Source organism: Yersinia sp. 2553 StPb PI (assembly GCF_052217105.1).
Taxonomy (GTDB): domain Bacteria; phylum Pseudomonadota; class Gammaproteobacteria; order Enterobacterales; family Enterobacteriaceae; genus Yersinia; species Yersinia enterocolitica_E.
The window spans coordinates 684455-710523 of the sequence record NZ_JAZGPX010000002.1 but is presented as its reverse complement, the minus strand read 5'-3'; the positions used below and the strand labels follow the sequence as shown (position 1 = coordinate 710523).

Genomic DNA, 26069 nt, shown 5'->3' with positions numbered 1-26069 from the left:
AAGCAGTATCAATGAAACAAACCGAAAGACTAAAGTAATCAAAACCCCATACGGAGAGGAAAGTGAAACATTTAACCGAGTTTGTGGCCGACCATAAGCACGATAAGCGATGTGGCATTTTTGCCGTCTGTTCTGCTCACCCATTGGTTCTGGAAGCAGCAATGCGCCACGCCCGGGACGCGCAATCCATCTTATTAATAGAAGCCACCTCCAATCAGGTGGATCAGTATGGCGGCTATACCGGTATGACCCCAGATGACTTCCGTGGTTTTGTTGAGCAAATGGCGGATAAACACCACTTCCCTCGCAATCAGTTGGTGTTAGGGGGCGATCATCTGGGGCCAAATCGCTGGCAAAACGCCCCAGCCGCAGAGGCTATGTTTCATGCAGAAGAACTTATTCGCCATTATGTCGCGGCTGGCTTTAAGAAAATTCACCTTGATTGCAGTATGTCTTGTGCAGATGACCCCGTGCCATTAACAGATGAAATCGTCGCCGGGAGAGCAGCAAGGCTTGCCTTAATTGCAGAACAGACCCGCAAGGAAAAACAAGGTTCGTCTGATCTGGTTTATGTTATTGGAACGGAAGTCCCTGTTCCAGGAGGAGCACATGAAACGCTGTCAACGCTGGTGGTCACCTCTCCCCAAGCGGCAAAAGCAACGCTTGAGGCTCATCGTCATGCTTTTGAACAACAAGGTCTGCACGACCTGTGGCCACGCATTATCGGGCTAGTCGTCCAACCCGGTGTAGAATTCGATCATACTCATGTTATTGATTATCAACCTGAGAAATCTCTTGCTCTGAGCCAGACTATCGAAGAGTTTGACACGATGGTCTTTGAAGCTCACTCCACCGATTACCAAACTCCGCTCGCCCTACAACAGCTAGTTCAGCACCACTTTGCCATTTTGAAAGTGGGTCCGGCACTCACTTTCGCGTTACGTGAAGCGCTATTTTCACTGGCCGCTATCGAGCAGGAACTCCGCCCCGCATACCAATGTTCGGGGCTACGAGATGTGCTGGAAAGCGTCATGCAGGAACACCCGGAGCACTGGAAACAGCATTATCACGGTAATAACGATGAACGTCGTCTGGCGCGCGGCTACAGCTATTCTGATCGCGTTCGTTACTACTGGCCCGATCACCACATTGACGAGGCTTATGCTCGGTTAGTAAATAATTTAACGGACAAACCGCTGCCCTTGCCGTTGATCAGCCAGTATCTGCCACTTCAATACGTTAAGGTCCGTGAAGGCCGGCTCGCGGCAACACCGCACGAACTGATTATTGACCATATTCAGGATGTATTGCGCCAGTACCATGCAGCCTGCATGGGAACATCGTCATCCCATTAACACAATGATAATAAGGAATAAAACATGCCAAACATTGTATTAAGTCGTATTGATGAGCGCCTGATTCACGGCCAGGTTGGTGTTCAATGGGTTGGTTTTGCCGGAGCAAATCTGGTGTTGGTTGCCAATGATGAAGTTGCCGAAGATCAGGTTCAACAAAACCTGATGGAAATGGTTCTGGCAGAAGGGATTGCCGTGCGCTTCTGGCCACTGCAAAAAGTGATCGACAATATTCATCGTGCAACCGATCGGCAGAAAATTTTACTGGTCTGCAAAAGTCCCGAAGACTTTCTAACGCTGGTCAACGGTGACGTACCCGTGGCCCGAATCAATGTCGGCAACATGCATTATGCCGAAGGTAAACAACAAATAGCGAAAACCGTCTCTGTCGATGATCAGGATATTGCCGCTTTCTATGGCCTGAGAAAAGCAGGGGTGGAATGTTTTATTCAGGGCGTGCCGACCGAGCCCGCTCAGGATCTCTACAAACTCCTCTGAGGTATTTTCTATGGAAATTAGCTTATTACAGGCATCCGCGTTGGGGATTCTGGCCTTTATTGCTGGCTTGGATATGTTCAACGGCCTGACACATATGCACCGCCCGGTGGTCCTTGGGCCGTTGGTTGGCCTGATCCTTGGCGACCTTCATATGGGGATACTCACTGGTGGTACTCTGGAACTGGTCTGGATGGGGCTTGCTCCACTGGCCGGTGCCCAGCCGCCGAATGTGATTATCGGTACTATTGTCGGCACGGCTTTTGCTATTACTGCCGGTGTAAAACCGGAGGTCGCGGTTGGGGTTGCCGTGCCGTTCGCCGTGGCGGTGCAAATGGGCATCACCTTCTTGTTCTCTATCATGTCTGGTGTGATGGCGCGCTGCGACCGGATGGCGGCAAATGCGGATACCGACGGCATTGAACACGTTAATTATCTGGCCCTGCTGGCTCTGGGGACGTTCTATTTTCTGTGTGCATTCTTGCCCATCTATTTTGGTGCTGAGCATGCGAAGACGGTCATTGATGTCTTGCCAGCCCGCCTGATAGATGGCCTTGGTGTCGCCGGTGGCATCATGCCTGCAATCGGCTTTGCCGTATTGCTGAAAATAATGATGAAAAACGTTTATATCCCCTACTTCATTCTTGGCTTTGTTGCTGCGGCCTGGCTGAAACTGCCGGTACTGGCGATTGCCGCAGCAGCCTTGGCAATGGCGTTAATCGATTTCATGCGTAAAGACTCAACTCCGCAGCAGACTTCCAGCACTCAGAAAGAGGAATTCGAAGATGGCATCTAATACTCAGGTTCTGCCAAGCGCTAACGTCACTGAAAAGCCGGTCATTGATAGCAACGACAATATCTATGAAGACCAAAGTATCGGTGCGGAGCTGACAAAGAAAGATATCAACCGCGTGGCATGGCGTTCCATGCTGCTGCAAGCCTCATTTAACTATGAGCGTATGCAGGCTTCTGGCTGGCTGTATGGCATATTGCCCGCGCTGAAAAAGATCCACACCAATAAAAATGATCTGGCGCGGGCGATGAAAGGCCATATGGGGTTCTTCAACACCCATCCTTTCTTGGTGACGTTTGTCATCGGCATCATACTGGCGATGGAACGTTCAAAACAGGATGTGAACAGTATTCAAAGTACGAAAATCGCTGTTGGTGCGCCACTGGGAGGAATTGGTGATGCGATGTTTTGGCTGACCTTGCTCCCCATCTGTGGCGGTATTGGAGCCAGTTTGGCTCTGCAAGGTTCGATCCTCGGCGCCATCGTATTTCTCGTGATGTTTAATGTCGTCCATCTTGGGCTTCGTTTCGGGCTTGCTCACTATGCCTATCGCATGGGTGTCGCAGCTATCCCGCTTATCAAAGCCAATACACTTAAAGTGGGGCGAGCGGCGTCTATCGTTGGGATGACGGTGATCGGTGCACTTGTCGCCACCTACGTTCGCTTGTCCACCACGCTTGAAATCACCGCAGGCGATGCTGTGGTTAAGCTGCAAACCGATGTTATCGACAAACTGATGCCAGCCTTCCTTCCACTGGTATACACCCTCACGATGTACTGGTTAGTGCGCCGTGGCTGGAGCCCTCTGCGACTCATCGGGCTGACCGTGGTATTAGGCGTTGTTGGAAAATTTGGCCACTTTTTGTAAGCAAGAGGAAACTCCATGTTAAGCATTATTCTTAGCGGTCACGGTGGGTTTGCCACCGGACTGGAAAAAGCGATGAAACAAATACTTGGCGAACAACAGCAAGTGATAGCCATCGATTTTCCTGAAAGCTCCTCCACCGCGCTGCTTACCGCTCAGTTTGAAGAGGCGTTAGCTAATCTGGATGAAAAAGAAGGGCTAATTTTTTTGACGGATTTGCTCGGAGGTACCCCCTTCCGAGTGGCCTCGACGCTGGCAATGCAGAAAGCAGAACGTGAAGTGATCACCGGAGTAAATCTACAGCTTTTGCTGGAGATGGTGCTGGAGCGCGATGGCCTCAGTAGTAAAGAGTTTCGCCTTCAGGCGCTAGAGTGTGGTCACCGAGGGTTGACCAGTTTGGTGGACGAAATGGGCCGTTATCGCGAAGCCGCCCCTGTCGAGGAAGGAATATGACAGCACTGTTGCGGGCCAGACGGGTGCTAACCGAGCATGGCTGGCTCGACGATCATCAGTTACACATAGATGGCAACACCATCGTGGCCATCGAGCCAATCCCCGCAGGGGTTACGCTGCGCGACGTTGAACTACTGTGCCCAGCCTATATCGATATTCATGTCCACGGCGGTGATGGTGTCGATGTCATGGATGACTCGCCAGAGATACTGGATCAGTTGGCATTGTATAAAGCACGCGAAGGGGTGGGTGGCTGGTTGCCGACCACCGTCACCGCTCCCCTTGGGGAAATAGAGTGTGCACTGCGGCGTATTGCGCAGCGCTACCATCAAGGTGGACAAGGTGCGACGGTGTTGGGTAGCTATCTTGAAGGCCCTTACTTCACCCCGCAGAACAAAGGGGCACATCCACCGGAGCTGTTCCGTGAGCTGGACATTACCGAGCTAAATAGGTTGATTGACGTGTCACAAAACACATTACGTGTTGTGGCATTGGCACCTGAGAAATCGGGTGCGCTGGCGGCAATTAAGCATCTAAAAAGCCAGGGGATAAAGGTCATGCTCGGCCACAGCGCGGCGAACTATGAAGAAACTATTCGTGCGTTTGATGTGGGAGCCGATGGACTGGTGCATTGCTTTAACGGTATGACAGGTCTTCATCACCGTAATCCCGGCATGGTTGGCGCAGGGCTCACCGATAAGCGAGCATGGCTTGAGTTGATAGCAGATGGTCACCATGTTCACCCCGCAGTAATGAGCCTTTGCTGTAGCTGCGCCAAGCCTCGAATATTGCTGATAACCGATGCGATGAGCGCGGCTGGCATGCCTGATGGTGACTATGCGATTTGCGGTCATCCAGTAACAATGCAACAGGGTATTGTCCGTACTGCCTCTGGCGGGCTGGCCGGAAGTATACTTTCGTTGGATGCAGCGGTGCGAAATCTGGTCAATAACGTGGGTGTACCTGCTGCGGATGCAATTCATATGGCCTCGCTGCACCCTGCCAAAATGCTGGGGCTTGACCACACATACGGCTCTCTATTGGCAGGCAAACGAGCCAACATTATCGCGCTTGATTCGCGGCTCATGCTACAAACCATTTGGATTGATGGACAACGAATCGCCCTGTAGACCTTTCATTATATATCACTTTGGTTTGTGGCCAATTCCGCCACAAACCTTTCCTTTCCTTTCTTTATGCTCTAGCTCACTTATTAAATAAATATAATATATTCATATAAATCAATAAAATAAAAACAAAAAGCCCACTTTCAGATCACGTTTTTCGTTTTATTACTTTTCTTATATTGACCTTTCGTTTTCTTTTCTATAGATTTTCACTTAGACATAAAATTGATGAAATGAAATGAAACGAAAGATTGTCATGTTCTACTTTGTACTGACCCATTGAATATGTACTACTAAGGACTGAGTTATGAGCGAAACCCAATCTGCCGGTACTTGCGGCACATCAACCTGGACTGAAAAAGAGATCCGCCAGCAACCAGCAAGCTGGATCCGATCGTTAAAAAACATTGAACGTCAACGTAACGATATCGACACTTTCCTTGCGCCGCTCCTGCAAACATCTGACCTACAGATTGTCCTGACAGGTGCCGGTACCTCAGCATTTATCGGCGATATTATTGCGCCGTGGCTGTCGCGCCATAGCGAGAGAAATTTTGTCGCAGTGCCCACAACAGACCTCGTTACTAACCCTGCTGACTATTTATCTCCCCAGCGCCCGACACTGCTCATCTCCTTTGCACGCTCTGGTAACAGCCCTGAAAGCGTCGCCGCAGTGGACTTAGCCAACCAACTCGTCAGCCAGTGCCACCATCTGGTCATCACCTGCAATGAAGCCGGCAGCTTGTATCACAATGCGTTGAAAAGTGATAACGCACTGGCGCTGTTAATGCCAACCGAAACCCATGACCGTGGTTTCGCCATGACCAGTAGCATCAGCACCATGATGGCCAGTTGTTTGGCTGTCTTCGCCCCCGAGGTCATCAACAGCACCAGTTTTCAGGATGTAGCAACGCGCTGTAAGCAGATAGTTGCTTCGCAGGGCGACTTTAGCACTGCCGTATTTGGTGACCTTCCCTTTAAACGGATTGTTTACCTCGGCAGTGGCGGATTACAAGGCGTGGCGCGCGAATCAGCACTGAAAGTGCTGGAGCTAACGGCTGGTAAATTAGCGGCGTTTTATGAGTCCCCCACCGGCTTTCGCCACGGACCAAAATCACTGGTTAACGCTGAAACGCTGGTTGTGGTGTTTGTTTCAAGCCACCCTTATACCCGTCAATACGACCTCGATTTGCTGGCTGAGTTGCGCCGCGACCAACAAGCGATGCGCGTCGTAGCGATTTGTGCCGAATCCAGCCCAGAAATCGACGCAGGCCCGCATATTTTGTTACCCGCAGCCCGAGAATTTATTGATGTCGAACAGGCGTTCTGCTTCCTGATGTACACACAGATTTTCGCTCTCAGCGAATCTATCAAAGCAGGTATCACCCCCGACACGCCTTCCGCCAGCGGCACGGTAAACCGTGTAGTGAAAGGCGTCGTTATTCATCCCTGGAAAGGCTGAGAGGATCACTACATGAGCATTATTTCTACCAAATATCTTTTGCAGGATGCGCAGGCTCGGCGCTACGCCGTACCTGCTTTTAATATCCATAACGCGGAAACCATTCAGGCCATTCTAGAAGTTTGCAAAGAGATGCAATCACCGGTGATCCTTGCAGGTACGCCCGGCACCTTTAAGCACATCGCTTTTGAAGAAATCTACGCACTGTGCGAAGCCTACTCTGAAAGTTATGGCATGCCGCTCGCGCTGCATCTCGACCATCACGAGTCACTGGACGATATCAGCCGCAAGGTCAACGCCGGTGTACGCAGTGCGATGATTGACGGCAGCCACTTCCCATTTGCTGAGAATGTGTCTCTGGTGAAGAGTGTTGTCGATTTTTGTCATCGCCACGATTGTAGCGTTGAAGCTGAGTTAGGGCGTCTGGGGGGGGTGGAAGACGATATGGATGTCGATGAGGAGAGTGCTTTTCTCACTGACCCACAAGAAGCGCGTCGCTTTGTGGAACTTACCGGTGTCGATAGCCTCGCGGTTGCGATCGGAACAGCCCACGGCCTGTACGCCAAACGGCCCAAAATTGATTTCCAGCGCCTGGCAGAAATCCATGAAACCGTCGATATTCCATTGGTTCTACATGGTGCAAGCGATGTCCCTGATGACTATGTCAGACGAGCCATTGAACTGGGTGTTTGCAAAGTAAACGTAGCAACTGAGTTGAAAATCGCCTTCGCAGCGGCGGTGAAAAAATGGTTTGGCGATAACCCGGAAGGTAACGACCCACGCTATTACATGCGCGTCGGTATGGATGCCATGAAAGACGTCGTGCGCAGTAAAATCATCGTCTGTGGATCAGCTAATAAGTTAATCCCCGAAACTGAAACCTCGCTATAAATCTTGTGTCATCAAAATGTTGCCCGACTACCGTCGGGTAACATCATGAATTCTAATCATTATCAGACTCAAAGCACCGACTCAAAATGCAAATAACCTTTCTGGACCTCAAATAACAAGGATATCGTATGAGAACAATCATAAAGAGCTCGTTATTATTATTGCTGATGAGCAATGGCGCCTTTGCCTCCGAATACTTGCTGAATAACAATAAAATCTCCCTCTCTTTTGACGATACAAACTCAGCGGTGGTGATGAAAGATAAGCTTTCAGGCCACAAGCTTGCGCCGGTGGAGTTGTTCTTTCTAACACTGCCCAACGAAGAGGTTATTCACGCAGCCGATTTTAAAATTAAAAATGTCAGCCAAAAAGATGATGCAATTCATATCGACTATGAACATAAAGATTTTGATGTCACCGTGGTGCTCAACGTACTAAAAGGTCAATACGCCAGTATTGACTACCGTATTCAGGCCAAAGGTCAGGCACGGGATGTTGCGAAAATCACCTTCTTCCCAACCAAAGGGCAATCCCAGGCACCTTATGTGGACGGCGCAATTAATAGCTCCCCCATTATCGCTGACAGCTTCTTTATTCTGCCGGAAAAACCGATCGTCAATACCTATGCATATGAAACAACAACTAATCTGAATGTCGCGTTAAAAACACCGATTAAAATGGAGACGCCCGTCAGCTTCACCCTGTATTTCGGCACGTTTGAAGAAAACAACCAGTTGCGTCGCAGCTTTAACCAATTTATCAACAGCATGCGCGCGCGCCCATATCAACCCTACCTTCACTACAATAGCTGGATGGATATTGGTTTCTTCACCACCTACACCGAGCAAGAAGTACTCAACCGGATGGATACCTACGCCGACGAACTGATTAAAAAACGCGGGGTAAAACTTGATGGTTTTCTACTGGATGACGGCTGGGATGACCGCACCGGTAAATGGCTGTTCGGCCCAGCATTCAGTAAGGGATTCGGCGGAGTGAAACAGAAAGCTGACAGCTTACATACTTCGGTAGGTTTATGGCTGTCACCTTGGGGAGGCTATAACAAACCGCGCGATATTCGCGTCTCACATGCCAAAGAAAACGGCTTCGAAACCGTTGATGGGAAATTCGCACTCTCCGGCCCCAATTACTTCCGTAATTTTAATGAGCAAATCATTAAGCTTATCAAAAACGAACATATCACCTCCTTCAAGCTAGACGGTATGGGCAACGCCAATTCGTATATCCCAGGCAGCCAGTTCGCCTCTGACTTTGACGCCTCCATCGAGCTGATTAAAAACATGCGCGAGGCCAATAAAGATCTGTTTATCAACCTGACCACCGGCACCGATGCCAGCCCCTCATGGCTGTTCTACGCGGACGCTATCTGGCGTCAGGGCGATGATATCAACCTGTTTGGCAAAGGTTCCCCCGCTCAGCAATGGATGACCTACCGCGATGCTGAAACCTACCGTTCCATCGTGCGCAAAGGCCCGCTATTCCCGATAAACTCGCTGATGTACCACGGCATTGTTAGCGCGGAAAATGCCTATTTTGGGTTGGAAAAAGTGCAGACCGACCATGACTTTGCTGATCAGGTCTGGAGCTACTTTGCAACGGGAACCCAACTACAAGAGCTTTACATCACGCCGTCCATGTTAAATAACAACAAATGGGATACGCTGGCGACCGCCGCTAAATGGTCACGGAAAAATAGCGATGTGCTGGTTGATACCCATTGGATTGGCGGTGACCCTACGGCACTGGACGTTTATGGCTGGGCCTCATGGAATAAAGATAAAGCGGTATTTGGATTGCGTAATCCATCCGACAAAGAACAAAGTTACTATTTAGATCTCACTAAAAACTTCGAAATTCCGAGCGGCGAAGCAACGAGCTTCACACTTAAAACGGTATATGGCACCAATGCAACTCTGCCACTCGATTACAGTAAGCCGGTGATTGTTACGCTAAAACCACTGGAAACACTCGTCATCGAAGCAACACCGATGACTAATATGAAGTAACGCGCCTATCAGACCTGTCGTAATAATGCCGCCCGTTCTATCACGAAGGGGCGGTATCCGCTTCCAGCTTAATCAAATAGACCAACGCTTGTTCTCGGGTATCAGCGCACATCTCCCGCAATGCTTGTAAGCTGGCACATACTGCCGGGCGAGAAGGGGAATGAAAAATGGCGCAACGCATAGTCTCATCCAAATGCAGACAACGGGTATTGGCAGGCTTACCGAATGGCATACCGGGGATCGGGCTGGAAATAGAAGGAGCAATACAGCAGGCACCGCAATCTGAGCGACAGTCCATCAGCAGGCTCCTGTAGGCTGGTGGAATAACAGCAGACAATAGCAATCACCCCCATTAACTACCAGCACTATCCTTGCTCGGCGGTTTAATAACCGATCCATGCCATAGGCGGTGCTTTTCACCTCCGCACCATCAGTTCACTTTTTAACCGTTACAATCCCAGTTTGTACGATATTCAATCACAAGTTAATACCATTACCAGACTAATCACTGATCATATGATCGGCATGAGTATATTCGTCTGTTTACAGAATCCTCGCCAACATGTACCATTAAGCTAGTACAAAAGAACCACTAACCTATCATTTATAGCCCGCGTCATTAACGTTACAGCAAGGCAACAAATTCTGCTGTAGCGGCAAAGATGAAGGATATTTGGAGTTACCGATGTCGATGGATGTATCCCAACCGTTATCACGCCCTTCCGTTCTTGGCGGAGCGATGATAGTCGCCGGAACCGCTGTAGGTGCGGGAATGTTCTCAATCCCAATCGTCACAGCCGGGGTATGGTTCAGCGGCTCAGTAATACTGCTGATTTATACCTGGGCTTGTATGCTGATTTCTGGCTTGATGATTTTGGAAGCTAACCTGAACTACCCCGCCGGGGCCAGCTTTCACACCATGGTACAAGACCTGCTGGGTAAGATCTGGAGTTCCATCAATGGATTGTCGATAACCTTTGTGCTCTACATCCTGACCTACGCCTATATCTCCGCCGGTGGCTCAATCATTTCTCACACCCTGCAAAATGTCGTGGGGATTGGTCAGACCGGTGCTGGCTTTATCTTTGTGTTATTGGTCGCATTTATCGTTTGGTTATCGACCCGCGCAGTGGATCGCTTAAGTACGATATTAATCGGCGGAATGGTAATTACATTTGTCATGTCGGTTGGTGACATGTTTAGCCATGTACAAAGTGCCATTCTATTCAATCAAACTGATAGCAGCGCCCACTATTTACCTTATGCACTGGCCGCACTGCCCTACTTACTGACCTCATTTGGTTATCACGGTAATGTACCGGGGCTGGTGAAGTACTACCACAAAGACAGCAAAGCAGTGGTGCGCAGCCTGCTGTACGGCACCCTGATCGCGTTAATCATTTATGTCCTATGGCAGTATGCTATTCAAGGTAATATCGCCCGTGACGCCTTCAAACAGGTGATTGCTGACGGTGGCAACATCGGTAGCCTGCTAAAACAGATGGACACCATTTCGACCAGTCAGGCCACCAGCCAGTTACTCAATGCCTTCTCTTATATGGCGCTGGCTAGCTCATTCCTTGGGGTATCTCTGGGGTTGTTTGATTATATCGCCGACTTCTTTAAATTTAGTGATACCCGTAACGGGCGGACTAAATCAGCACTGATCACTTTTGTGCCACCGACCCTCGGTGCGCTGCTGTTCCCGAATGGTTTCTTATATGCCATTGGATTTGCCGGTTTAGCGGCTACCATTTGGGCGGTAATTGTGCCAGCGCTGATGGCGCGGGCCAGCCGTAAACGCTTCCCACTGGCTGTTTATCGTGCTCCCGGCGGGCGTTTGATGATTGGTTTTATCATCCTGTTTGGTTTGATCAATGCCATTACCCATATTGCCGCACTATTGGGCTGGTTACCGGTCTATCAATAGGGTCATTTTTACACCGGAATAACACTCTTTTTAGCGCTATCTCCAAAGCGTTTACTGTTGCCGCCAGGCCGCAAGCGAATACCCCCAGCAACTTCAAATATGGCGGCGATATTTGCTTGCCTGAAACTGGCGGCGCGAGTAACTTGTCGCAACTTATCTTCAATCCTGATTGGCGGTTAATAAATGGCTAGAGCTAACGAAATAAAACGTGGTATGGCGGTCAACCTCAACGGCAAGTTACTGCTGGTGAAAGATATTGATGTGCAAAGCCCAAGCGCCCGTGGCGCAAGTACCCTGTATAAAATGCGGTTTTCTGATGTGCGGACCGGTTTAAAAGTTGAAGAGCGTTTTAAAGGCGATGAGATCCTCGATACCATCACCCTGACCCGCCGATCAGTGAATTTCTCTTACATCGATGGCGACGAATACATCTTTATGGATGATGAAGATTTCACCCCTTATAACTTCAAAAAAGAACAGATCGAAGAAGAGCTGTTATTTATTCCTGAAGGGGGCATGCCAGGCATGCAGGTTCTGACGATGGATGGTCAATTATTGGCGCTGGAATTGCCGCAGACCGTTGATATGGAAATTGTTGATACCGCCCCAAGCATTAAAGGCGCATCGGCCAGTGCTCGCAACAAACCTGCTGTGATGAGCACCGGCTTATCTATTCAGGTGCCGGAATATATCAGCCCGGGTGAGAAAATCCGTATTCATATTGCAGAACGCCGTTATATGGGCCGCGCTGAATAATACCCAATATTCTTAATTTTTCAATATGTTAAGAGCCGGAAATCCGGCCCTTAACTGTTTTATACCCTATAGATTTCAAGATGCAGGAAGGCGGCAAGCAAGATAACCCCGATGAGCTTACATAAGTAAGTGATTCGGGTTATTGAGTGCAGCCAACACACCTGCAGTTTGAAAGATGGCGGGTTATTTTAGCTCAGGGAAGAACGCCCGCTTCAGCGCCAACTCCACACCACGCACCTCAGCTAACCCTTTCAAACGGCCAATCGCCGAATAGCCCGGATTGGTTTTCTTATGCAAATCATCCAGCATCTGATGACCGTGGTCTGGGCGCATCGGGATCGGACGCATATCACCGGCAGTCTGGCGGCGTTGCTCTTCGGTCAAGATGGCTTTGACGACGGAATACATGTCCACATCGCCTTGCAGATGGCCGCCTTCATGGAAGGTCTTTGGGTTCCCTTCGCGGCAGGTCGAGCGTAAATGCGTAAAATGAATACGATCACCAAAGGTTTCGATCATCTTCACCAGATCGTTGTCAGCCCGCACCCCATAAGAGCCGGTGCACATAGTAAAACCGTTATGAATACTATCAACTGTCTCTTTCAGCCACTGCATATCTTCAATGGTGGAAACAATCCGCGGTAGGCCAAGGATTGGGCGCGGTGGATCATCGGGATGTACCGCCATACGCAGACCAACCTGTTCGGCAACCGGTATAATGGCTTGCAGGAAGTGAGCCATATTTTCACGCAGTTGCGCTTTATCGATGCCGTCATACTCCGCCAAACGTGCACGGAATTGATCCAGTGTATAACCTTCTTCAGCCCCCGGCAGACCAGCAATAATATTGCCCGTCAGCTTGGCAATATCCGCTTCAGTCATCGCATCGAAGTAATCTGCTGCCTGCGCCTGTTCTTCCGCAGTGTAATCATTCACCGCACCAGGGCATTTAAGGATATGCAGTTCGAAGGTAGCAAATGCTATCTGATCGAAACGTAATGCTTTGGAACCATCTGGCAGTTGATATTCCAGATCTGTGCGTGTCCAGTCGAGCACTGGCATAAAGTTATAGCACACGGTATCAATACCGCAGGCAGCCAGATTACGCAGCGTTTGCTGATAATTTTCAATATGTTGCTGATAGTTGCCACTGTGCGTTTTGATCTCTTCATGAATCGGGACACTTTCAACTACCGACCACACCAAACCTTTTGCGGCAAGCTCTGCCTGACGTTGCTTGATCTCACTCACCGGCCATACTTCACCATTCGGGATGTGATGTAATGCTGTCACTACTCCAGTTGCACCCGCCTGACGGATATCATCCAGCGACACCGGATCATGCGGGCCATACCAACGCCATGTTTGTTCCATTTATTTTTACCTTCTCTGCGTAAACTGTTCAGGTGCTAAAAATGTTGTTATACCGATTTCCAAGAGGTATCACTCAGCTTTATCCTTACTTTTTAACCGCCGGGTGTCAAAAAGCAAAACCTCATTGGTTGATCCACCTCACGAATATAACCAATATTGGACTTACCAATTTTATTTTCTGTCATATGGCTTTACACTGCAAGCCGATATTCATGGCAACGAGCAAAAGAAAATGGTCAGTATGGTGTGGCTTCTTTCCTACAAACAGCCGACTAAAACTGGTCTAACAACTTTTTATTTGCCACCTTTTATGTCAGCCCCTTTGTAATAATCGTGGGGTGAATGATTTTGGAGCCACGTATGAACACCATTGCCAACAGCCCCCTTCCCTCAACCGTACAGCAGCCTACTTATGATAGAACAGCACTGAAAAGCCGCATTGTTCACATTGGCTTTGGTGCATTTCATCGCGCCCATCAGGCACTGCTCACTGACCGGGTGTTAAATAAACAAGGGGGCGACTGGGGCATTTGCGAAGTCAGCTTGTTTGGTGGAGACGTTTTGATTCAAAATTTACGCCAACAGAATCATCTATTCTCAGTGCTGGAAAAAGGGGCGCAAGGTAATCAGGCCATTATTGTCGGTTCGGTATGCGAGTCAGTCCATGCCCGATTAGATGGCATCATCCAAGTATTGGAAAAATTGGCCGAACCACAAGTGGCGATTGTCTCACTGACGATTACTGAGAAAGGTTACTGCATCGAACCGGGTAGCGGCCAATTGGATCTGCAAAATGAGTTTATCCGCGCAGATCTGGCGATACCCGATGCGCCAACCTCCGCTCCCGGTATTCTGGTAGAAGCCCTGCGCTTACGTCGCTCACGCGGCCTGCCACCTTTTACTGTGCTTTCTTGCGATAATATTCCAGAAAATGGCCATGTCGTGAAAAATGCCGTCCTCGGCCTGGCTATGGCCCGAGACCCAGAACTGGCTAGTTGGATCAGTCAACATGTCACCTTCCCTAATACTATGGTCGACCGTATTGTTCCAGCTGCCACCGCTGAAACCTTGCAACAAATTGCCGATACCCTGAGCGTAGCAGACCCTTGTGGTATTGCCTGTGAGCCGTTCATTCAATGGGTAGTTGAAGACAAATTTGTCGCGGGCCGCCCGGACTGGGAAGTGGCTGGAGTACAATTGGTCGATGATGTCTTGCCATTCGAAGAAATGAAGCTGCGCATGTTAAACGGTAGCCACTCATACCTCTCCTATCTGGGTTATCTCGCCGGTTATCAACATATTAATGATTGTATGGCCGACAGTAACTATCGCCTCACCGCCCGTCGCCTGATGATGGATGAACAGGCCCCAACCTTGCGCGTTACCGGGGTGGATCTTAATGCCTATGCTGATCAATTGATTGAGCGCTACAGCAACCCGGCGTTAAAGCATCGCACCTGGCAAATTGCCATGGACGGTAGCCAAAAATTACCACAACGGATGCTCGATTCCGTGCGTTGGCATTTACAACATGGCGGCGCTTATCGCTGTCTGGCATTAGGTATCGCCGGTTGGATGCGCTATGTAGGAGGGATCGACGATAACGGCCAGGCCATAGATATCCGTGATCCGATGGCTGACAGCTTTAAAAAATGTGTCGCCAGCAGTGAAGATGGCGTGGCCCGGGTACAGAGTTTGCTCTCACTGAAGTCGCTGTTTGGTGAGTCCTTACCACAGCAGTCGGTATTTGTTGATGCAGTCACCGAGGCTTACCTCAGCTTGCAACAATTTGGCGCGAAAGAGAGTGTAAAACGTTTGGCACAGCAGGATTAATTTAGCGCGCTCACAGGGTGAGCCTCAAGAGTGAGGCTCATTAATTCCAATCGGGTAAGTGAGTGCAGCCAACACCGCTGCAACTTCAAGGCCGAAGGGTTTACCCAAAGTCATTGGAGTTGCAGGTAGGCGGCAAGCAAATGAATCCCGATGAGCTTACTCAAGTAAGTGATTCGGGTAAGTGAGTGCAGCCAACACCGCTGCAACTTCAAGGCCGAAGGGTAAATTATTCTTCAAGCTGGTACGGCGCAGACTCAAACAAATAACCATCAAAATCAGGATGGTTGGCATCTGAAAGCTCGAGCAGTTTTAGTTTTACATTTTCCAAGTGCTGCCACATGGCTTGCTTAGCCGCTTTGCTGTCACGGCGTAACACCGCTTGCAAGATTTTCTGATGGTCTTCCAACCACTGCCAACGGTAGCTGAAATCCAGGGTGTGACGGTGAGCAACCTGCCACATGGCGCTGGTTTTGCGCGCTTGCCAGGCCTCTGTAACCATATTGGCTAGCACGCTATTTTGCGTCGATTGTGCCAGTAGGCAATGAAACAACTCATCAGCGCTTTCATCCACTGCCCCCGCAGCCAGTGCAGTCTTTTCCTGCTCGATGGCGTGACGCATTTTGATGATATCGGTTTTGGTCGCCTGCATGGCAGCAAAAGCGGCAACTTCGCTTTCCAGTAATTGGCGGGCTTGCAGTAATTCAAATGGGCCGTAACCACTATCAGAGGCCACTGCGGATTCACCGTTTGCTGGCATATCGGGCACGTTAACCACATAGACGCCTGAACCTTTGCGTACCTCCACCAATTTTTCCAGCTCCAGCATAATCAGTGCTTCACGAACCACACTGCGACTGACACTGAAATTTTCGGCGATGTCACGCTCAGGCGGTAAACGATCGCCTAAGTTGTATTGCCCGCTGACAATCGCCTCACGCAATTGACTGCCCACTTCCTGATATAACCGCATAACCTTATTTCCTGCATCAGGTATTGGCGTGACTAATACCAAATTGGCCTGACCAAAGGGTGTCTGAATGAGGGTTAGTATATCATGTGGTCGAACAATATCATTGTAGCGAAACAAGATGATTTCATTTGAATCGCATCATCCATCTAACACGGCTTATCACTGTGATAAGCCGTGCTTGTAGGAATGCGTCATATTGTTTGAATATATTAGAGATAAGTGACGGTGAAAATTCCCAGACTACGCTGCGGGTTCAACCATTCCAGATGGGAAGAAGCTAAATTACCCGGTAAACGGGCAGTGAGAGGCATATTAGCAGAAACAACTTGCCGTTGAGTCAATGTCTCACCATTACGATAACAGCGTGTGGTAATGATACTCTCGATGAAAGCGGTATCACATGGACTATCTACAATAGCACCAAAAAATGTAATTGTTCCTGTAGCAGACCGGGTAGATTGCGCACTACTTGCAGCAAAGGAGACTATCCATGAAAACATTATTGCTACGATAATTAGCACTCGAAAATTCATCATAACCACCTCGACTCTCATATCTGTCATTTTAAATGATAGAGGATTCCAGCCAGAGCGATGGGAATGAGCGAGCATTTTTTATTGCCCGACTCCGTTTATAACTCACTAAGATTCCTCGTAGAAGTGAATTATATTGCTTAGTCTTGCAACGCTATTAGGCGAGGTTCCTAACATACCTAGGAAATTGTCTGCCTTTTAGCCTTTTTCGTTTAATAATAAGCTTGGCTGGTGTTATATCCTCTTCTGATAACATCGACACCCATGAGCCTTTTCTTGAGAGGTTATTGAAAATAAATTTACGGTAGGAGGCCTCTGATGACAAAAACGAACTTGATTACTGGCTTTTTGGGGTGCGGTAAGACCACCACCATTCGCCATTTATTGTCACAAAAACCGCAAAATGAAAAATGGGCGGTACTGGTTAATGAATTTGGTGAGATTGGTATTGATGGTGCGCTATTAGCAGACAGCGGTGCGGTATTAAAAGAAATACCGGGCGGGTGCATGTGTTGTGTTAATGGGTTACCGATGCAAGTGGGTTTGAATATGCTGCTACAGCAGGCAAAACCGGATCGGTTATTAATCGAACCGACTGGATTGGGCCATCCAAAACAGATCTTGTCTTTATTAACCTCCGATATTTACCAACCCTGGATTGACCTGCGTGCCACCCTCTGTCTGGTCGATGCCCGCCAGTTAAGTGAACCGCGTTATACCGAAAATGAGAACTTCCGCGACCAACTGGCGGCCGCAGATATCATCGTGGCAAATAAGCAGGATACCTACACCTCACAGGACTACAGTGCATTGCAGCAATGGCATGACCGCCAATCCATGCCACGTCCACTTTATTATGCAGAACAAGGAAAGGTAGATGCGGCCCTGCTTGATATCCCACACAGTAATAATAATGAATTGCCTGACGGTACCCATCACCACGGTTCAGGGCGACAAAAAGGCTTGGCGGCACTCCGTTTAAAAGGGATCGAGCCTTGGCGGCGAGCGCTGAATCAGGGGCAAGGTTATCAGAGCTGTGGTTGGGTATTTAATGCTGAGACAGTGTTTGATACGGTTCCATTGTTGGAATGGATACGGTTAAATCCAGTGGAGCGGGTCAAAGGTGTTATGCGTATTGCCGAAGGCACTTTGGTGGTTAACCGGCAAGGTGCTGACTTGCAAATAGAAACACGTCAAATAGCACCACTGGACAGCCGAATTGAGCTGATTAGTGCCTCTGAAGCGGATTGGAACATGCTACAGCATCAATTACTGACTATCAGACTACATAAAGGGGTATGATATACCTCGATTTTTATTTGTTACACAATTCATACATTGATAATTTATAGGCCCCGCATGACTCGGCGTAATTTACCGACAATACTACTGCTCAATTTTCTTGGGATTGCTTTGTTCTTATCTTGGTATATCCCGGCGCACCATGGCATTTGGTTTAAAATAGACTCGGCAATATTCTTCTATTTTAACCAACACCTGCTGTCCAGCACGTCATTTCTGCATTGGGTGGCTATCACCAACAACCGGATTTTTGATGTTATTTCCCTAATATCTATGGGGCTGCTTTATTTGTACTTCTATATGAAGGAAACACCCGCGGGTCGCCGCCGCCTGATAGTCACCGGGTTTGTTATGCTATTAACTGCGGTGGTCCTCAATCAACTAGGTCATCTGCTGCCTGTTTCGCATCCCAGCCCGACACTGACGTTTGAAAATATAAATCGCGTCAGTGAATTAACCGGTATTCCAACCAAAGATGCCTCCAGTGATAGTTTCCCTGGCGACCATGGCATGATGCTGATGATCTTTGCCTGCTTTATGCTGCGCTATTTTTCCCGCGGTGCTTTTGCCATCGCCCTACTGATCGTCGTTATTTTTTCAATGCCACGGGTGATGATTGGCGCGCATTGGTTTACTGACATTGCGGTCGGCTCACTGTCGATAGTGCTGGTTGGGATAAGCTGGGTATTGCTGACGCCATTAAGTGACAAGATAATTGATGTGATTAACCGGAATCTACCAGGGGCAAAAAGCCAATAGCGTTATTGGCTTTATATTAAGGCAAAAAAGTTCATTTTTTGCCTTTCTCTCACCTTAACCTTTTCCTTCATTTATTGTTACCAAACGGCTACAAATCCAGCTATCCACTTTTAATCTGAAATTTTACATTATGTTACATAACCTTTAGCTATAATAATGGATGTAAAAGGTCTCGCCTTTTATTAATCATTACGGTAATCTCGAAAACGTTTGTGTTCGGATTTGGGTCATTCGCCTCTTGCATGATTAATATTGTGCGTTCTAGCACAGTTATTCAGTTAAGTGATTGTCTAATCGGATCTCAATCAATAATCTCGATTCGTTTGGTTTTTTTGGTAGCGACATCCGTCGTAAGGACAGCAAGGGAAAACAACAACAATGGTCAAGTCTCAACCTATTATGAGATATATTCTGCGGGTAATTCCTGCGGTTGCAGCAGCGGTAATGTTATCCGCGTGTAGTTCATCACAGACTTCGAACTTACATAATGCGCAAACTGAGATGCGTGCAGTTAATGACAAAGATGGGCTTTTACTGCAAGCCTCTCAGGATGAATTCGAAGCGATGGTACGCAACGTTGACGTCAAGTCGAAGATTTTAGAACAGTATGCAGGGTGGAAAGGGGTTCGTTATCGTTTAGGCGGTAGCAGCAAACGCGGTATTGATTGCTCCGCATTTGTACAAACCACTTTCCGTGAACAATTTGGTATGGATTTGCCACGCTCAACCTCTGAGCAGCAGGATCTTGGCAAAACAATCCAACGAACTAAATTGCGCCCCGGTGATTTGGTGCTGTTCCGTGCAGGTTCGACTGGCCGCCATGTAGGTATCTACTTAGGTAACGATAAATTTGTGCATGCATCGACCAGTGTCGGTGTGACGATATCGAGCCTAAATGAAGATTATTGGAATAAGCGTTATCGCGATGGCCGTCGTGTCCTAAGTAGCGGTTCGCGCAGTTAGCTGATTTTTATTCCTGTTGTCCGAGATACCAAACGAAACTGTAAAACGCTGCCATTGGCAGCGTTTTTTATTGTCTGAACATACCTCCTTATCCTTCCGCTACCAGCCCAATTTCCGGTCAATTTGTAGGAAACCTCCTTTTTTGGCTGGAGGGCGCGAAATCCAAGAATTTTCTGTGTAAGATAATTCCCGCTTAGCTGAGACTTTTCTGGCGATCAGAGATCTCTACCAACGATTTATCCTTATAAAATTATATAGGTCGTGTTAATAAGCTGGGGATTTGTTTTATCGAAGCATATTGCCAAAAATATATCGGTATAAATGAACGCTGCTTGTTTCAGTTATTTGATGCATTTAAACCGCATCTTTTATTTATATTGAATAGAGATTCAATTGGATAGGCTAATTACTGTTAACCCTGCGCATTGGCAAACTGGTAGCGTTGCGTTGCTAACTTAACTTATACTCATAACACTTTATCGATCATGCTGAGGAGCGGCGTAACATGGGTTCAAACAGTGCGTTCTCCCGCAATATTTTATCCAGACGCCATCTTGTAAAAAAAAGTGTCATCCTCGCACTCTGTTTTTTTATTTGCTTTGTCATTATTACTTTGTCATTACTTTATCGCAGTAGTGAACGTAAATTAACAACACAAAGTGATCATATTATCTCCTACGCCTCCCAGTTTCTAAATGAACTGACTACCACTATGTCTCAACTTATCCCGCTAAGTGACAAAAGTTGTGAGCAAGCCAGCCCGGCACTCCACTATCGGGCTGCATTTACTAATGGTGTCAGAGCATTTTTATTGGTTAGAGACAGTATCGCTTATTGCTCTTCAGCAACAGGTGATATGCAAGTCGCTGTCAGTGCGCTATATCCTAAAATAAACTTACATCAGCCGTTGGACTTTAAAATTCAGCAAGGCACCCCCATGATGCCCAGTAAACCTGCGGTCGGGGTGTGGTTGCGTGAAGCTGGGCGCGGCAATACCGGTGTATTGGCGACATTAGAATTAACCTTACACCCTTATTTATTGCTGAATTATTCAGATAATCAAGTCAACGGCTTAGCCATTATTATTGATGAATTAGCGGTAACGACTTTTGACTCTAAAGTCTTACCTATCAGCCAGCTACCGGCACGCGCCTCTCGTGAGATCCAGCTACCGGGCTACCCGATTAAAATATTGATTTATCATACTAGCCTGACAGCTGATGACATTCGCATGACCCTATTAGGAGGGCTATTACTTGCCGGTCTGGTTGGAATCCTTGCTTATTATATTTTAATTGCCAGCCAGAGTGCTGAAGCTGAAATTTTGCGCGGTATTCGACGCGGCGAATTCTTCGTTGAATATCAACCAGTATTTCGTTCACATGATCGTTCATTATCTGGCCTTGAAGCGCTTATTCGTTGGGAACATCCTATTGAAGGGCGTATATCCCCGGATCTTTTTATTCCCTATGCGGAAGCTCAACATCTGATTCAGCCATTAACCCGGCATCTATTTGAGTTAATCATCAAAGACAGTGAATTAATAGCAGACCACCTTCCGGCTGGGACTAAACTGGCCTTTAATATTTCCCCTGTCCATCTTGCTGATGATAACTTCCGCAAAGATGTTTCTCAGATGTTAAAGCAATTAAATACGGATATCTTGGCACCAGTATTCGAGATTACCGAGCGTGGTATGGTTGAAGAAGAGCTCGCTATTAAACAATTTGCCTGGCTGCGTTCTCAGGGGATACAAATTGCTGTCGATGATTTTGGTACCGGTCATAGCGCCCTGATCTATTTAGAACGTTTTACTTTAGATTATATTAAAATTGATCGTGGTTTTGTCAGCACCATCGGCATTAATACCGTAGCAGCACCGGTATTAGACGCAGTACTGATGCTGGCAAATAAACTCAATATTGAAACCGTCGCTGAAGGTGTTGAAACAGAGCAACAGCTCCAGTATTTGGCACATCATGGCGTAAACTACTTACAAGGTTACTTACTCAGCAAACCATTATCTGTTAAAGATCTCGTCATATTTTATAATAAAAAATAGTAACAAAAAAACATATTCAAAGTAATTGACGTTGCGGCCTGACTGCGCATACACAGCTCGAATGAGCTGATTCGAGTAAGTTATTTGGCTTAATGTTTGCTTTAATCCCCTGCAAACTGGTAATTTCGTTTAAGATTATTATTATCAGAATGAAACGCAGGAGCTTACCGCCAATATGTTGCCACGCCTATTTGCTGCCTTGGTACTTTCAGCCCTGAGTTTTGGCCTACAGGCTGAAACCATCAAAGAAGGCGTCTCTTTTGCCATACTGGGTGAACCTAAGTATTCATCCGATTTCAGCCATTTTGATTACGTCAATCCAGCCGCCCCGAAGGGTGGGGATATCACGCTATCGGCCATTGGTACCTTTGATAACTTTAACCGTTATGCATTGCGCGGTAACCCGGCGATACGCACTGAACGGCTGTATGACTCACTATTTGGTACCTCGGACGATGAGATTGGCAGCTACTATCCATTAATTGCCGAGTCCGCACGTTTTGCGCCTGACTTACACTGGATTGAAGTTGATATAAATCCACGTGCCCGTTTTCATGATAACACCCCTATTACCGCACAGGATGTCGCCTTCACCTTCAATAAATTTATGACCGAAGGTGTGCCACAATTTCGCATTATTTATAAAGGCGTACAGGTAAAAGCCATTTCCCGGCTGACAATGCGTTTTGAATTCCCGGAACCGAATAAAGATAAAATGTTAGGTTTGTTTGGCTTACCGGTGATGCCTGCTCATTTCTGGCAAAACCATAAACTGAGTGATCCGCTGAGCAAGCCCCCCGTTGGCAGCGGCCCTTATCGCATCGGCAAATATAAGATGGGCCAGTTTATTACCTATGAACGGGTGAGAGATTACTGGGCAGCCAATCTGCCGGTTAACCGTGGCCAATATAATTTTGATACCATCCGCTACGACTACTATCTGGATGATAAAGTCGCATTGGAAGCCTTTAAAGCCGGTGCATTCGATTTCCGTGAGGAAACCTCACCGAAGAGTTGGGCGACACAATATGTCGGGGGTAATTTTGCGAAAAATTATATCGCCAAGCAGGATATTGTCGACAACTCAGCACAAAATACCCGATGGCTGGCATTTAACGTTCAGCGCCCGATTTTTAGCGATCGACGAGTTCGCCAGGCACTGACGTTAGCTTTTGACTTTGACTGGATGAATAAAGCCTTCTATTTCAATAGTTATCAACGCACCAATAGTTTCTTCCAAAATACTGAATATGCGGCAAAAGGTTATCCAGATAGTGCCGAACTGGCTTGGCTGGGTCCGTTGAAGGGCAAAGTACCACCAGAGGTGTTCACACAGATTTATCAGCCGCCACAAACTGATGGTAGCGGCGACTCACGGGATAATCTGTTAAAAGCACGGGAATTGCTTAGCGAAGCAGGCTGGGAAGTGAAAAATCAGCAATTGGTTAACAGCAAAACCGGTAAGCCTTTTGTTTTTGAATTGCTGTTACTCAGTGGCAGTAACTTCCAATATGTTCAACCGTTTAAACATAATTTGCAGCGTTTGGGCATTACCATGAATATCCGCGAGGTTGACAGCTCCCAGTTTGTTAACCGCCTGCGCAGTCGGGATTACGATATGATCCCGACGGTTTACAGTGCCTTCCCCTACCCTAGCCCAAATCTGCAAATTTGGTGGAGCTCGGCTTATATCGATTCCAGTTATAACTCCTCCGGGATTAAAGATCCGGCTATTGACCAATTGATCGCAGAGATTATCAAACATCAGGATCAGCCAGAGGCATTACAGTCCCTTGGCCGGGCACTTGATAGGGTATTGACCTGGAACTATCTGATGATTCCGATGTGGTACTCCAACCATGCCCGCTTTGCCTATTGGGATAAATTCTCGATGCCGGCAGACCGCCCCACCTATTCGCTTGGGTTTGATAGCTGGTGGTTTGATGTCAACAAGGCAGCTCGTCTGCCAACAGAACGTCACTAGGGGGCTGCTGTGGGTGGATATCTATTACGGCGACTATTGCTGGTTATTCCCACGCTGTGGGCAATCATTACCATCAACTTTTTTATTGTGCAAATTGCACCGGGTGGGCCAGTTGATCAGGCGATTGCCAATATTGAATTGGGTCACTCCAGTGGATTTACCGCCGGTGGCGGTGATGGTGGGCTGGGGGGGGCTAAAGTCGGCCTCAATGCGGCACAAGTGGGTGATAGCAACTATCGCGGTTCACGCGGGTTAGACCCAGAAGTTATTGCCGAAATCAAACAACGCTTTGGTTTTGACAAGCCGCTGCACCAGCGCTATTTCGATATGCTATGGAGCTATGTCCGCTTTGATTTTGGCGACAGCCTGTTCCGGGGTGAATCGGTAATGTCGTTAGTGAAACATAGCCTGCCGGTCTCTATTTCACTTGGGCTATGGAGCACGCTGATTATTTATCTGGTTTCTATTCCATTAGGCATTAAAAAGGCGGTGCGCAATGGATCAGCTTTTGATACCTGGAGCAGTACTCTCATTATAATCGGGTATGCCATTCCTTCGTTTCTGTTTGCGATTTTACTGGTGGTGTTGTTTTCCGGCGGCAGTTATTTCGATCTATTCCCACTACGGGGGCTGGTTTCCAGTAACTTTGATACCCTGCCGTGGTACGGCAAAATAACCGACTATTTGTGGCATATCACTTTACCGGTATTGGCTACCGTCATTGGCGGCTTCGCCACGCTGACGATGCTGACCAAGAACTCGTTCCTTGACGAAATCCGCAAGCAATATGTGGTGACTGCGCGCGCTAAAGGGTTACCCGAAGAAAAAATTCTGTATCGCCATGTCTTTCGCAACGCCATGTTGTTGGTTATCGCTGGCTTCCCTGCCACCTTTATCAGCATGTTTTTCACCGGGTCGCTGTTGATTGAAGTGATGTTTTCACTCAATGGTTTAGGGCTATTGGGTTATGACGCCACTTTGCAGCGTGATTACCCAGTAATGTTTGGCACTCTTTATATTTTCACCCTGATTGGTTTACTGCTGAATATCCTCAGTGATATCACCTACACCCTGGTTGATCCACGGATTGATTTTGAGGGCCGCCAATAATGATACGGCTAAGTGCTATTAATCAGGCCCGCTGGGCGCGTTTTCGCAATAATCGCCGTGGCTACTGGTCACTGTGGATCTTCCTGACACTGTTTATTATCAGTCTGTTTGCCGAACTGATCGCCAATGACAAACCGCTGCTGGTGAACTATCAGGGCCGAATTTATATGCCTTTTATGGTTAATTACAGCGAATCCACTTTTGGTGGGATTTTAACCACGGCGGCAGATTATCAAGACCCTTATGTGATTGGCCGGATTAATGACAATGGCTGGGCCATCTGGGCACCCATACGTTTTAGCAATAACACCATCAATTTTGCGACTGATGTCCCTTTCCCTTCGCCACCTAGCCGGACCAACTTGCTGGGCACCGACAGTACTGGCGGCGATGTCTTAGCCAAAGTCATCTATGGTTTCCGTATCTCGCTGTTATTCGGCCTGACATTAACCCTGTTCTCCAGCGTAATTGGTATCTGTGCTGGCGCGGTACAAGGTTATTACGGCGGCAAAATTGACTTGTGGGGGCAACGATTTATCGAGGTGTGGTCGGGGATGCCGACACTATTTTTAGTGATTCTACTGTCCAGCATCGTCCAACCCAACTTCTGGTGGCTGTTAGCCATCACCGTGCTGTTTGGCTGGATGGGATTAGTGGGTGTGGTGCGAGCAGAATTTCTACGTACCCGAAATTATGACTATATCCGTGCAGCACGAGCTATGGGAGTAGGTGATCGAGTCATTATGTCGCGCCATATGTTGCCCAATGCCATGGTGGCAACACTAACCTTCCTGCCCTTTATCCTGTGCGGTTCGATAACCACACTAACCTCACTGGATTTTCTCGGTTTTGGCCTGCCGATGGGGTCACCGTCATTAGGCGGTCTGTTATTAGAAGGTAAAAATAACCTTCAGGCTCCCTGGCTTGGCATCACCGCATTCCTGGTATTGGCAGTGCTGTTATCTCTGTTGATCTTTATCGGCGAAGCAGTACGTGACGCCTTTGACCCAAGTAAGGTGTACTGA

General features: G+C 47.8%; 24 protein-coding genes. 19 read left to right on the top strand and 5 right to left on the bottom strand.

Going from position 1 to position 26069, the window contains the following annotated elements; genetic code table 11:
• Positions 1–62: 62 nt before the first annotated feature.
• The 9 genes from kbaZ (at position 63) to V2A84_RS04465 (ending at position 9468) form a co-directional block, all read left to right on the top strand.
• Positions 63–1355, top strand: a complete 1293-nt coding sequence (gene kbaZ, locus V2A84_RS04505) for a tagatose-bisphosphate aldolase subunit KbaZ (protein WP_102970387.1) — start codon at positions 63–65, stop codon at positions 1353–1355.
• Between the two features lie 24 nt (positions 1356–1379).
• Positions 1380–1853 carry a PTS N-acetylgalactosamine transporter subunit IIB gene (agaV, locus tag V2A84_RS04500; protein ID WP_083158371.1) on the top strand — a complete coding sequence of 158 codons (474 nt, stop codon included), beginning with the start codon at positions 1380–1382 and terminating at the stop codon, positions 1851–1853.
• 10 nt (positions 1854–1863) lie between these two features.
• Positions 1864–2646, top strand: a complete 783-nt coding sequence (agaW, locus tag V2A84_RS04495) for a PTS N-acetylgalactosamine transporter subunit IIC (protein WP_083158370.1) — start codon at positions 1864–1866, stop codon at positions 2644–2646.
• On the top strand, positions 2636–3511 hold the full coding sequence (gene agaE / locus V2A84_RS04490) for a PTS N-acetylgalactosamine transporter subunit IID (protein WP_083158369.1): 876 nt from the start codon (positions 2636–2638) through the stop codon (positions 3509–3511). The genes agaW and agaE overlap by 11 nt, the downstream gene beginning before the upstream one ends.
• 15 nt (positions 3512–3526) lie before the next feature.
• Positions 3527–3961, top strand: coding sequence for a PTS galactosamine/N-acetylgalactosamine transporter subunit IIA (agaF, locus tag V2A84_RS04485; protein WP_005193054.1), 435 nt, complete (start codon positions 3527–3529; stop codon positions 3959–3961).
• Positions 3958–5091: an N-acetylglucosamine-6-phosphate deacetylase gene (gene nagA / locus V2A84_RS04480; RefSeq protein WP_083158368.1), complete on the top strand. Its 1134-nt coding sequence runs from the start codon at positions 3958–3960 to the stop codon at positions 5089–5091. Before agaF ends, nagA begins: the two co-directional genes overlap by 4 nt.
• A 304-nt stretch (positions 5092–5395) precedes the next feature.
• Positions 5396–6550: an SIS domain-containing protein gene (locus V2A84_RS04475; protein ID WP_083158367.1), complete on the top strand. Its 1155-nt coding sequence runs from the start codon at positions 5396–5398 to the stop codon at positions 6548–6550.
• Between the two features lie 12 nt (positions 6551–6562).
• Entirely contained in the window at positions 6563–7441 is an 879-nt protein-coding gene (gene kbaY / locus V2A84_RS04470) for a tagatose-bisphosphate aldolase subunit KbaY (protein WP_042568261.1), read from the top strand.
• Positions 7442–7569: 128 nt separating this feature from the next.
• Positions 7570–9468 carry an enterotoxin gene (locus V2A84_RS04465; RefSeq protein WP_083158366.1) on the top strand — a complete coding sequence of 633 codons (1899 nt, stop codon included), beginning with the start codon at positions 7570–7572 and terminating at the stop codon, positions 9466–9468.
• Between the two features lie 40 nt (positions 9469–9508).
• Here V2A84_RS04465 and V2A84_RS04460 read toward each other — a convergent pair whose 3' ends face one another.
• Positions 9509–9766 (bottom strand): YkgJ family cysteine cluster protein, encoded by a 258-nt coding sequence (locus tag V2A84_RS04460; protein ID WP_083158365.1) that lies wholly within the window; start codon positions 9764–9766, stop codon positions 9509–9511.
• Between the two features lie 387 nt (positions 9767–10153).
• On the opposite strand from V2A84_RS04460, the gene mtr reads away from it, so the two are divergent.
• Positions 10154–11398 (top strand): tryptophan permease, encoded by a 1245-nt coding sequence (gene mtr / locus V2A84_RS04455; RefSeq protein ID WP_083158364.1) that lies wholly within the window; start codon positions 10154–10156, stop codon positions 11396–11398.
• An 8-nt stretch (positions 11399–11406) separates the two neighbouring features.
• Here mtr and V2A84_RS04450 read toward each other — a convergent pair whose 3' ends face one another.
• Entirely contained in the window at positions 11407–11550 is a 144-nt protein-coding gene (locus V2A84_RS04450; protein WP_193784630.1) for a hypothetical protein, read from the bottom strand.
• Between the two features lie 31 nt (positions 11551–11581).
• On the opposite strand from V2A84_RS04450, the gene yeiP reads away from it, so the two are divergent.
• A complete protein-coding gene (gene yeiP / locus V2A84_RS04445; protein WP_083158363.1) occupies positions 11582–12154 on the top strand; it encodes an elongation factor P-like protein YeiP in 573 nt (190 codons plus the stop codon).
• 183 nt (positions 12155–12337) lie between these two features.
• Here the strand turns inward: yeiP and uxuA are convergent, their stop codons facing one another.
• The gene (uxuA, locus tag V2A84_RS04440) at positions 12338–13528 is read right to left on the bottom strand and encodes a mannonate dehydratase (protein WP_442848629.1); all 1191 of its coding nucleotides are present in this window, start codon (positions 13526–13528) and stop codon (positions 12338–12340) included.
• A gap of 360 nt (positions 13529–13888) precedes the next feature.
• Between uxuA and V2A84_RS04435 the strand changes: the two genes are divergently transcribed.
• The gene (locus V2A84_RS04435) at positions 13889–15361 is read left to right on the top strand and encodes a mannitol dehydrogenase family protein (RefSeq protein ID WP_083158361.1); all 1473 of its coding nucleotides are present in this window, start codon (positions 13889–13891) and stop codon (positions 15359–15361) included.
• A 226-nt stretch (positions 15362–15587) separates the two neighbouring features.
• On the opposite strand, the gene V2A84_RS04430 is transcribed toward V2A84_RS04435, so the two are convergent.
• Together V2A84_RS04430 and V2A84_RS04425 are read right to left on the bottom strand one after the other, a co-directional pair.
• Positions 15588–16331 carry a GntR family transcriptional regulator gene (locus tag V2A84_RS04430; RefSeq protein ID WP_083158360.1) on the bottom strand — a complete coding sequence of 248 codons (744 nt, stop codon included), beginning with the start codon at positions 16329–16331 and terminating at the stop codon, positions 15588–15590.
• A gap of 209 nt (positions 16332–16540) precedes the next feature.
• On the bottom strand, positions 16541–16867 hold the full coding sequence (locus tag V2A84_RS04425; RefSeq protein ID WP_083163547.1) for a hypothetical protein: 327 nt from the start codon (positions 16865–16867) through the stop codon (positions 16541–16543).
• Between the two features lie 315 nt (positions 16868–17182).
• On the opposite strand from V2A84_RS04425, the gene V2A84_RS04420 reads away from it, so the two are divergent.
• The 7 genes from V2A84_RS04420 to V2A84_RS04390 all read left to right on the top strand — a co-directional run bounded on the left by V2A84_RS04420 (position 17183) and on the right by V2A84_RS04390 (position 26069).
• Positions 17183–18166 (top strand): CobW family GTP-binding protein, encoded by a 984-nt coding sequence (locus V2A84_RS04420; protein ID WP_083158359.1) that lies wholly within the window; start codon positions 17183–17185, stop codon positions 18164–18166.
• Between the two features lie 57 nt (positions 18167–18223).
• Positions 18224–18925, top strand: a complete 702-nt coding sequence (locus tag V2A84_RS04415; RefSeq protein WP_083158358.1) for a phosphatase PAP2 family protein — start codon at positions 18224–18226, stop codon at positions 18923–18925.
• A gap of 378 nt (positions 18926–19303) precedes the next feature.
• Complete coding sequence (mepS, locus tag V2A84_RS04410) at positions 19304–19888, top strand: bifunctional murein DD-endopeptidase/murein LD-carboxypeptidase (protein ID WP_083158357.1); 585 nt, start codon at positions 19304–19306, stop codon at positions 19886–19888.
• 505 nt (positions 19889–20393) lie between these two features.
• Positions 20394–21950 carry a cyclic di-GMP phosphodiesterase gene (locus V2A84_RS04405; RefSeq protein WP_083158356.1) on the top strand — a complete coding sequence of 519 codons (1557 nt, stop codon included), beginning with the start codon at positions 20394–20396 and terminating at the stop codon, positions 21948–21950.
• A 175-nt stretch (positions 21951–22125) separates the two neighbouring features.
• Positions 22126–23934 carry an extracellular solute-binding protein gene (locus V2A84_RS04400; protein WP_083158355.1) on the top strand — a complete coding sequence of 603 codons (1809 nt, stop codon included), beginning with the start codon at positions 22126–22128 and terminating at the stop codon, positions 23932–23934.
• Between the two features lie 9 nt (positions 23935–23943).
• A complete protein-coding gene (locus V2A84_RS04395; RefSeq protein ID WP_083158354.1) occupies positions 23944–25044 on the top strand; it encodes a microcin C ABC transporter permease YejB in 1101 nt (366 codons plus the stop codon).
• Positions 25044–26069: an ABC transporter permease gene (locus V2A84_RS04390; RefSeq protein ID WP_193784629.1), complete on the top strand. Its 1026-nt coding sequence runs from the start codon at positions 25044–25046 to the stop codon at positions 26067–26069. The genes V2A84_RS04395 and V2A84_RS04390 overlap by 1 nt, the downstream gene beginning before the upstream one ends.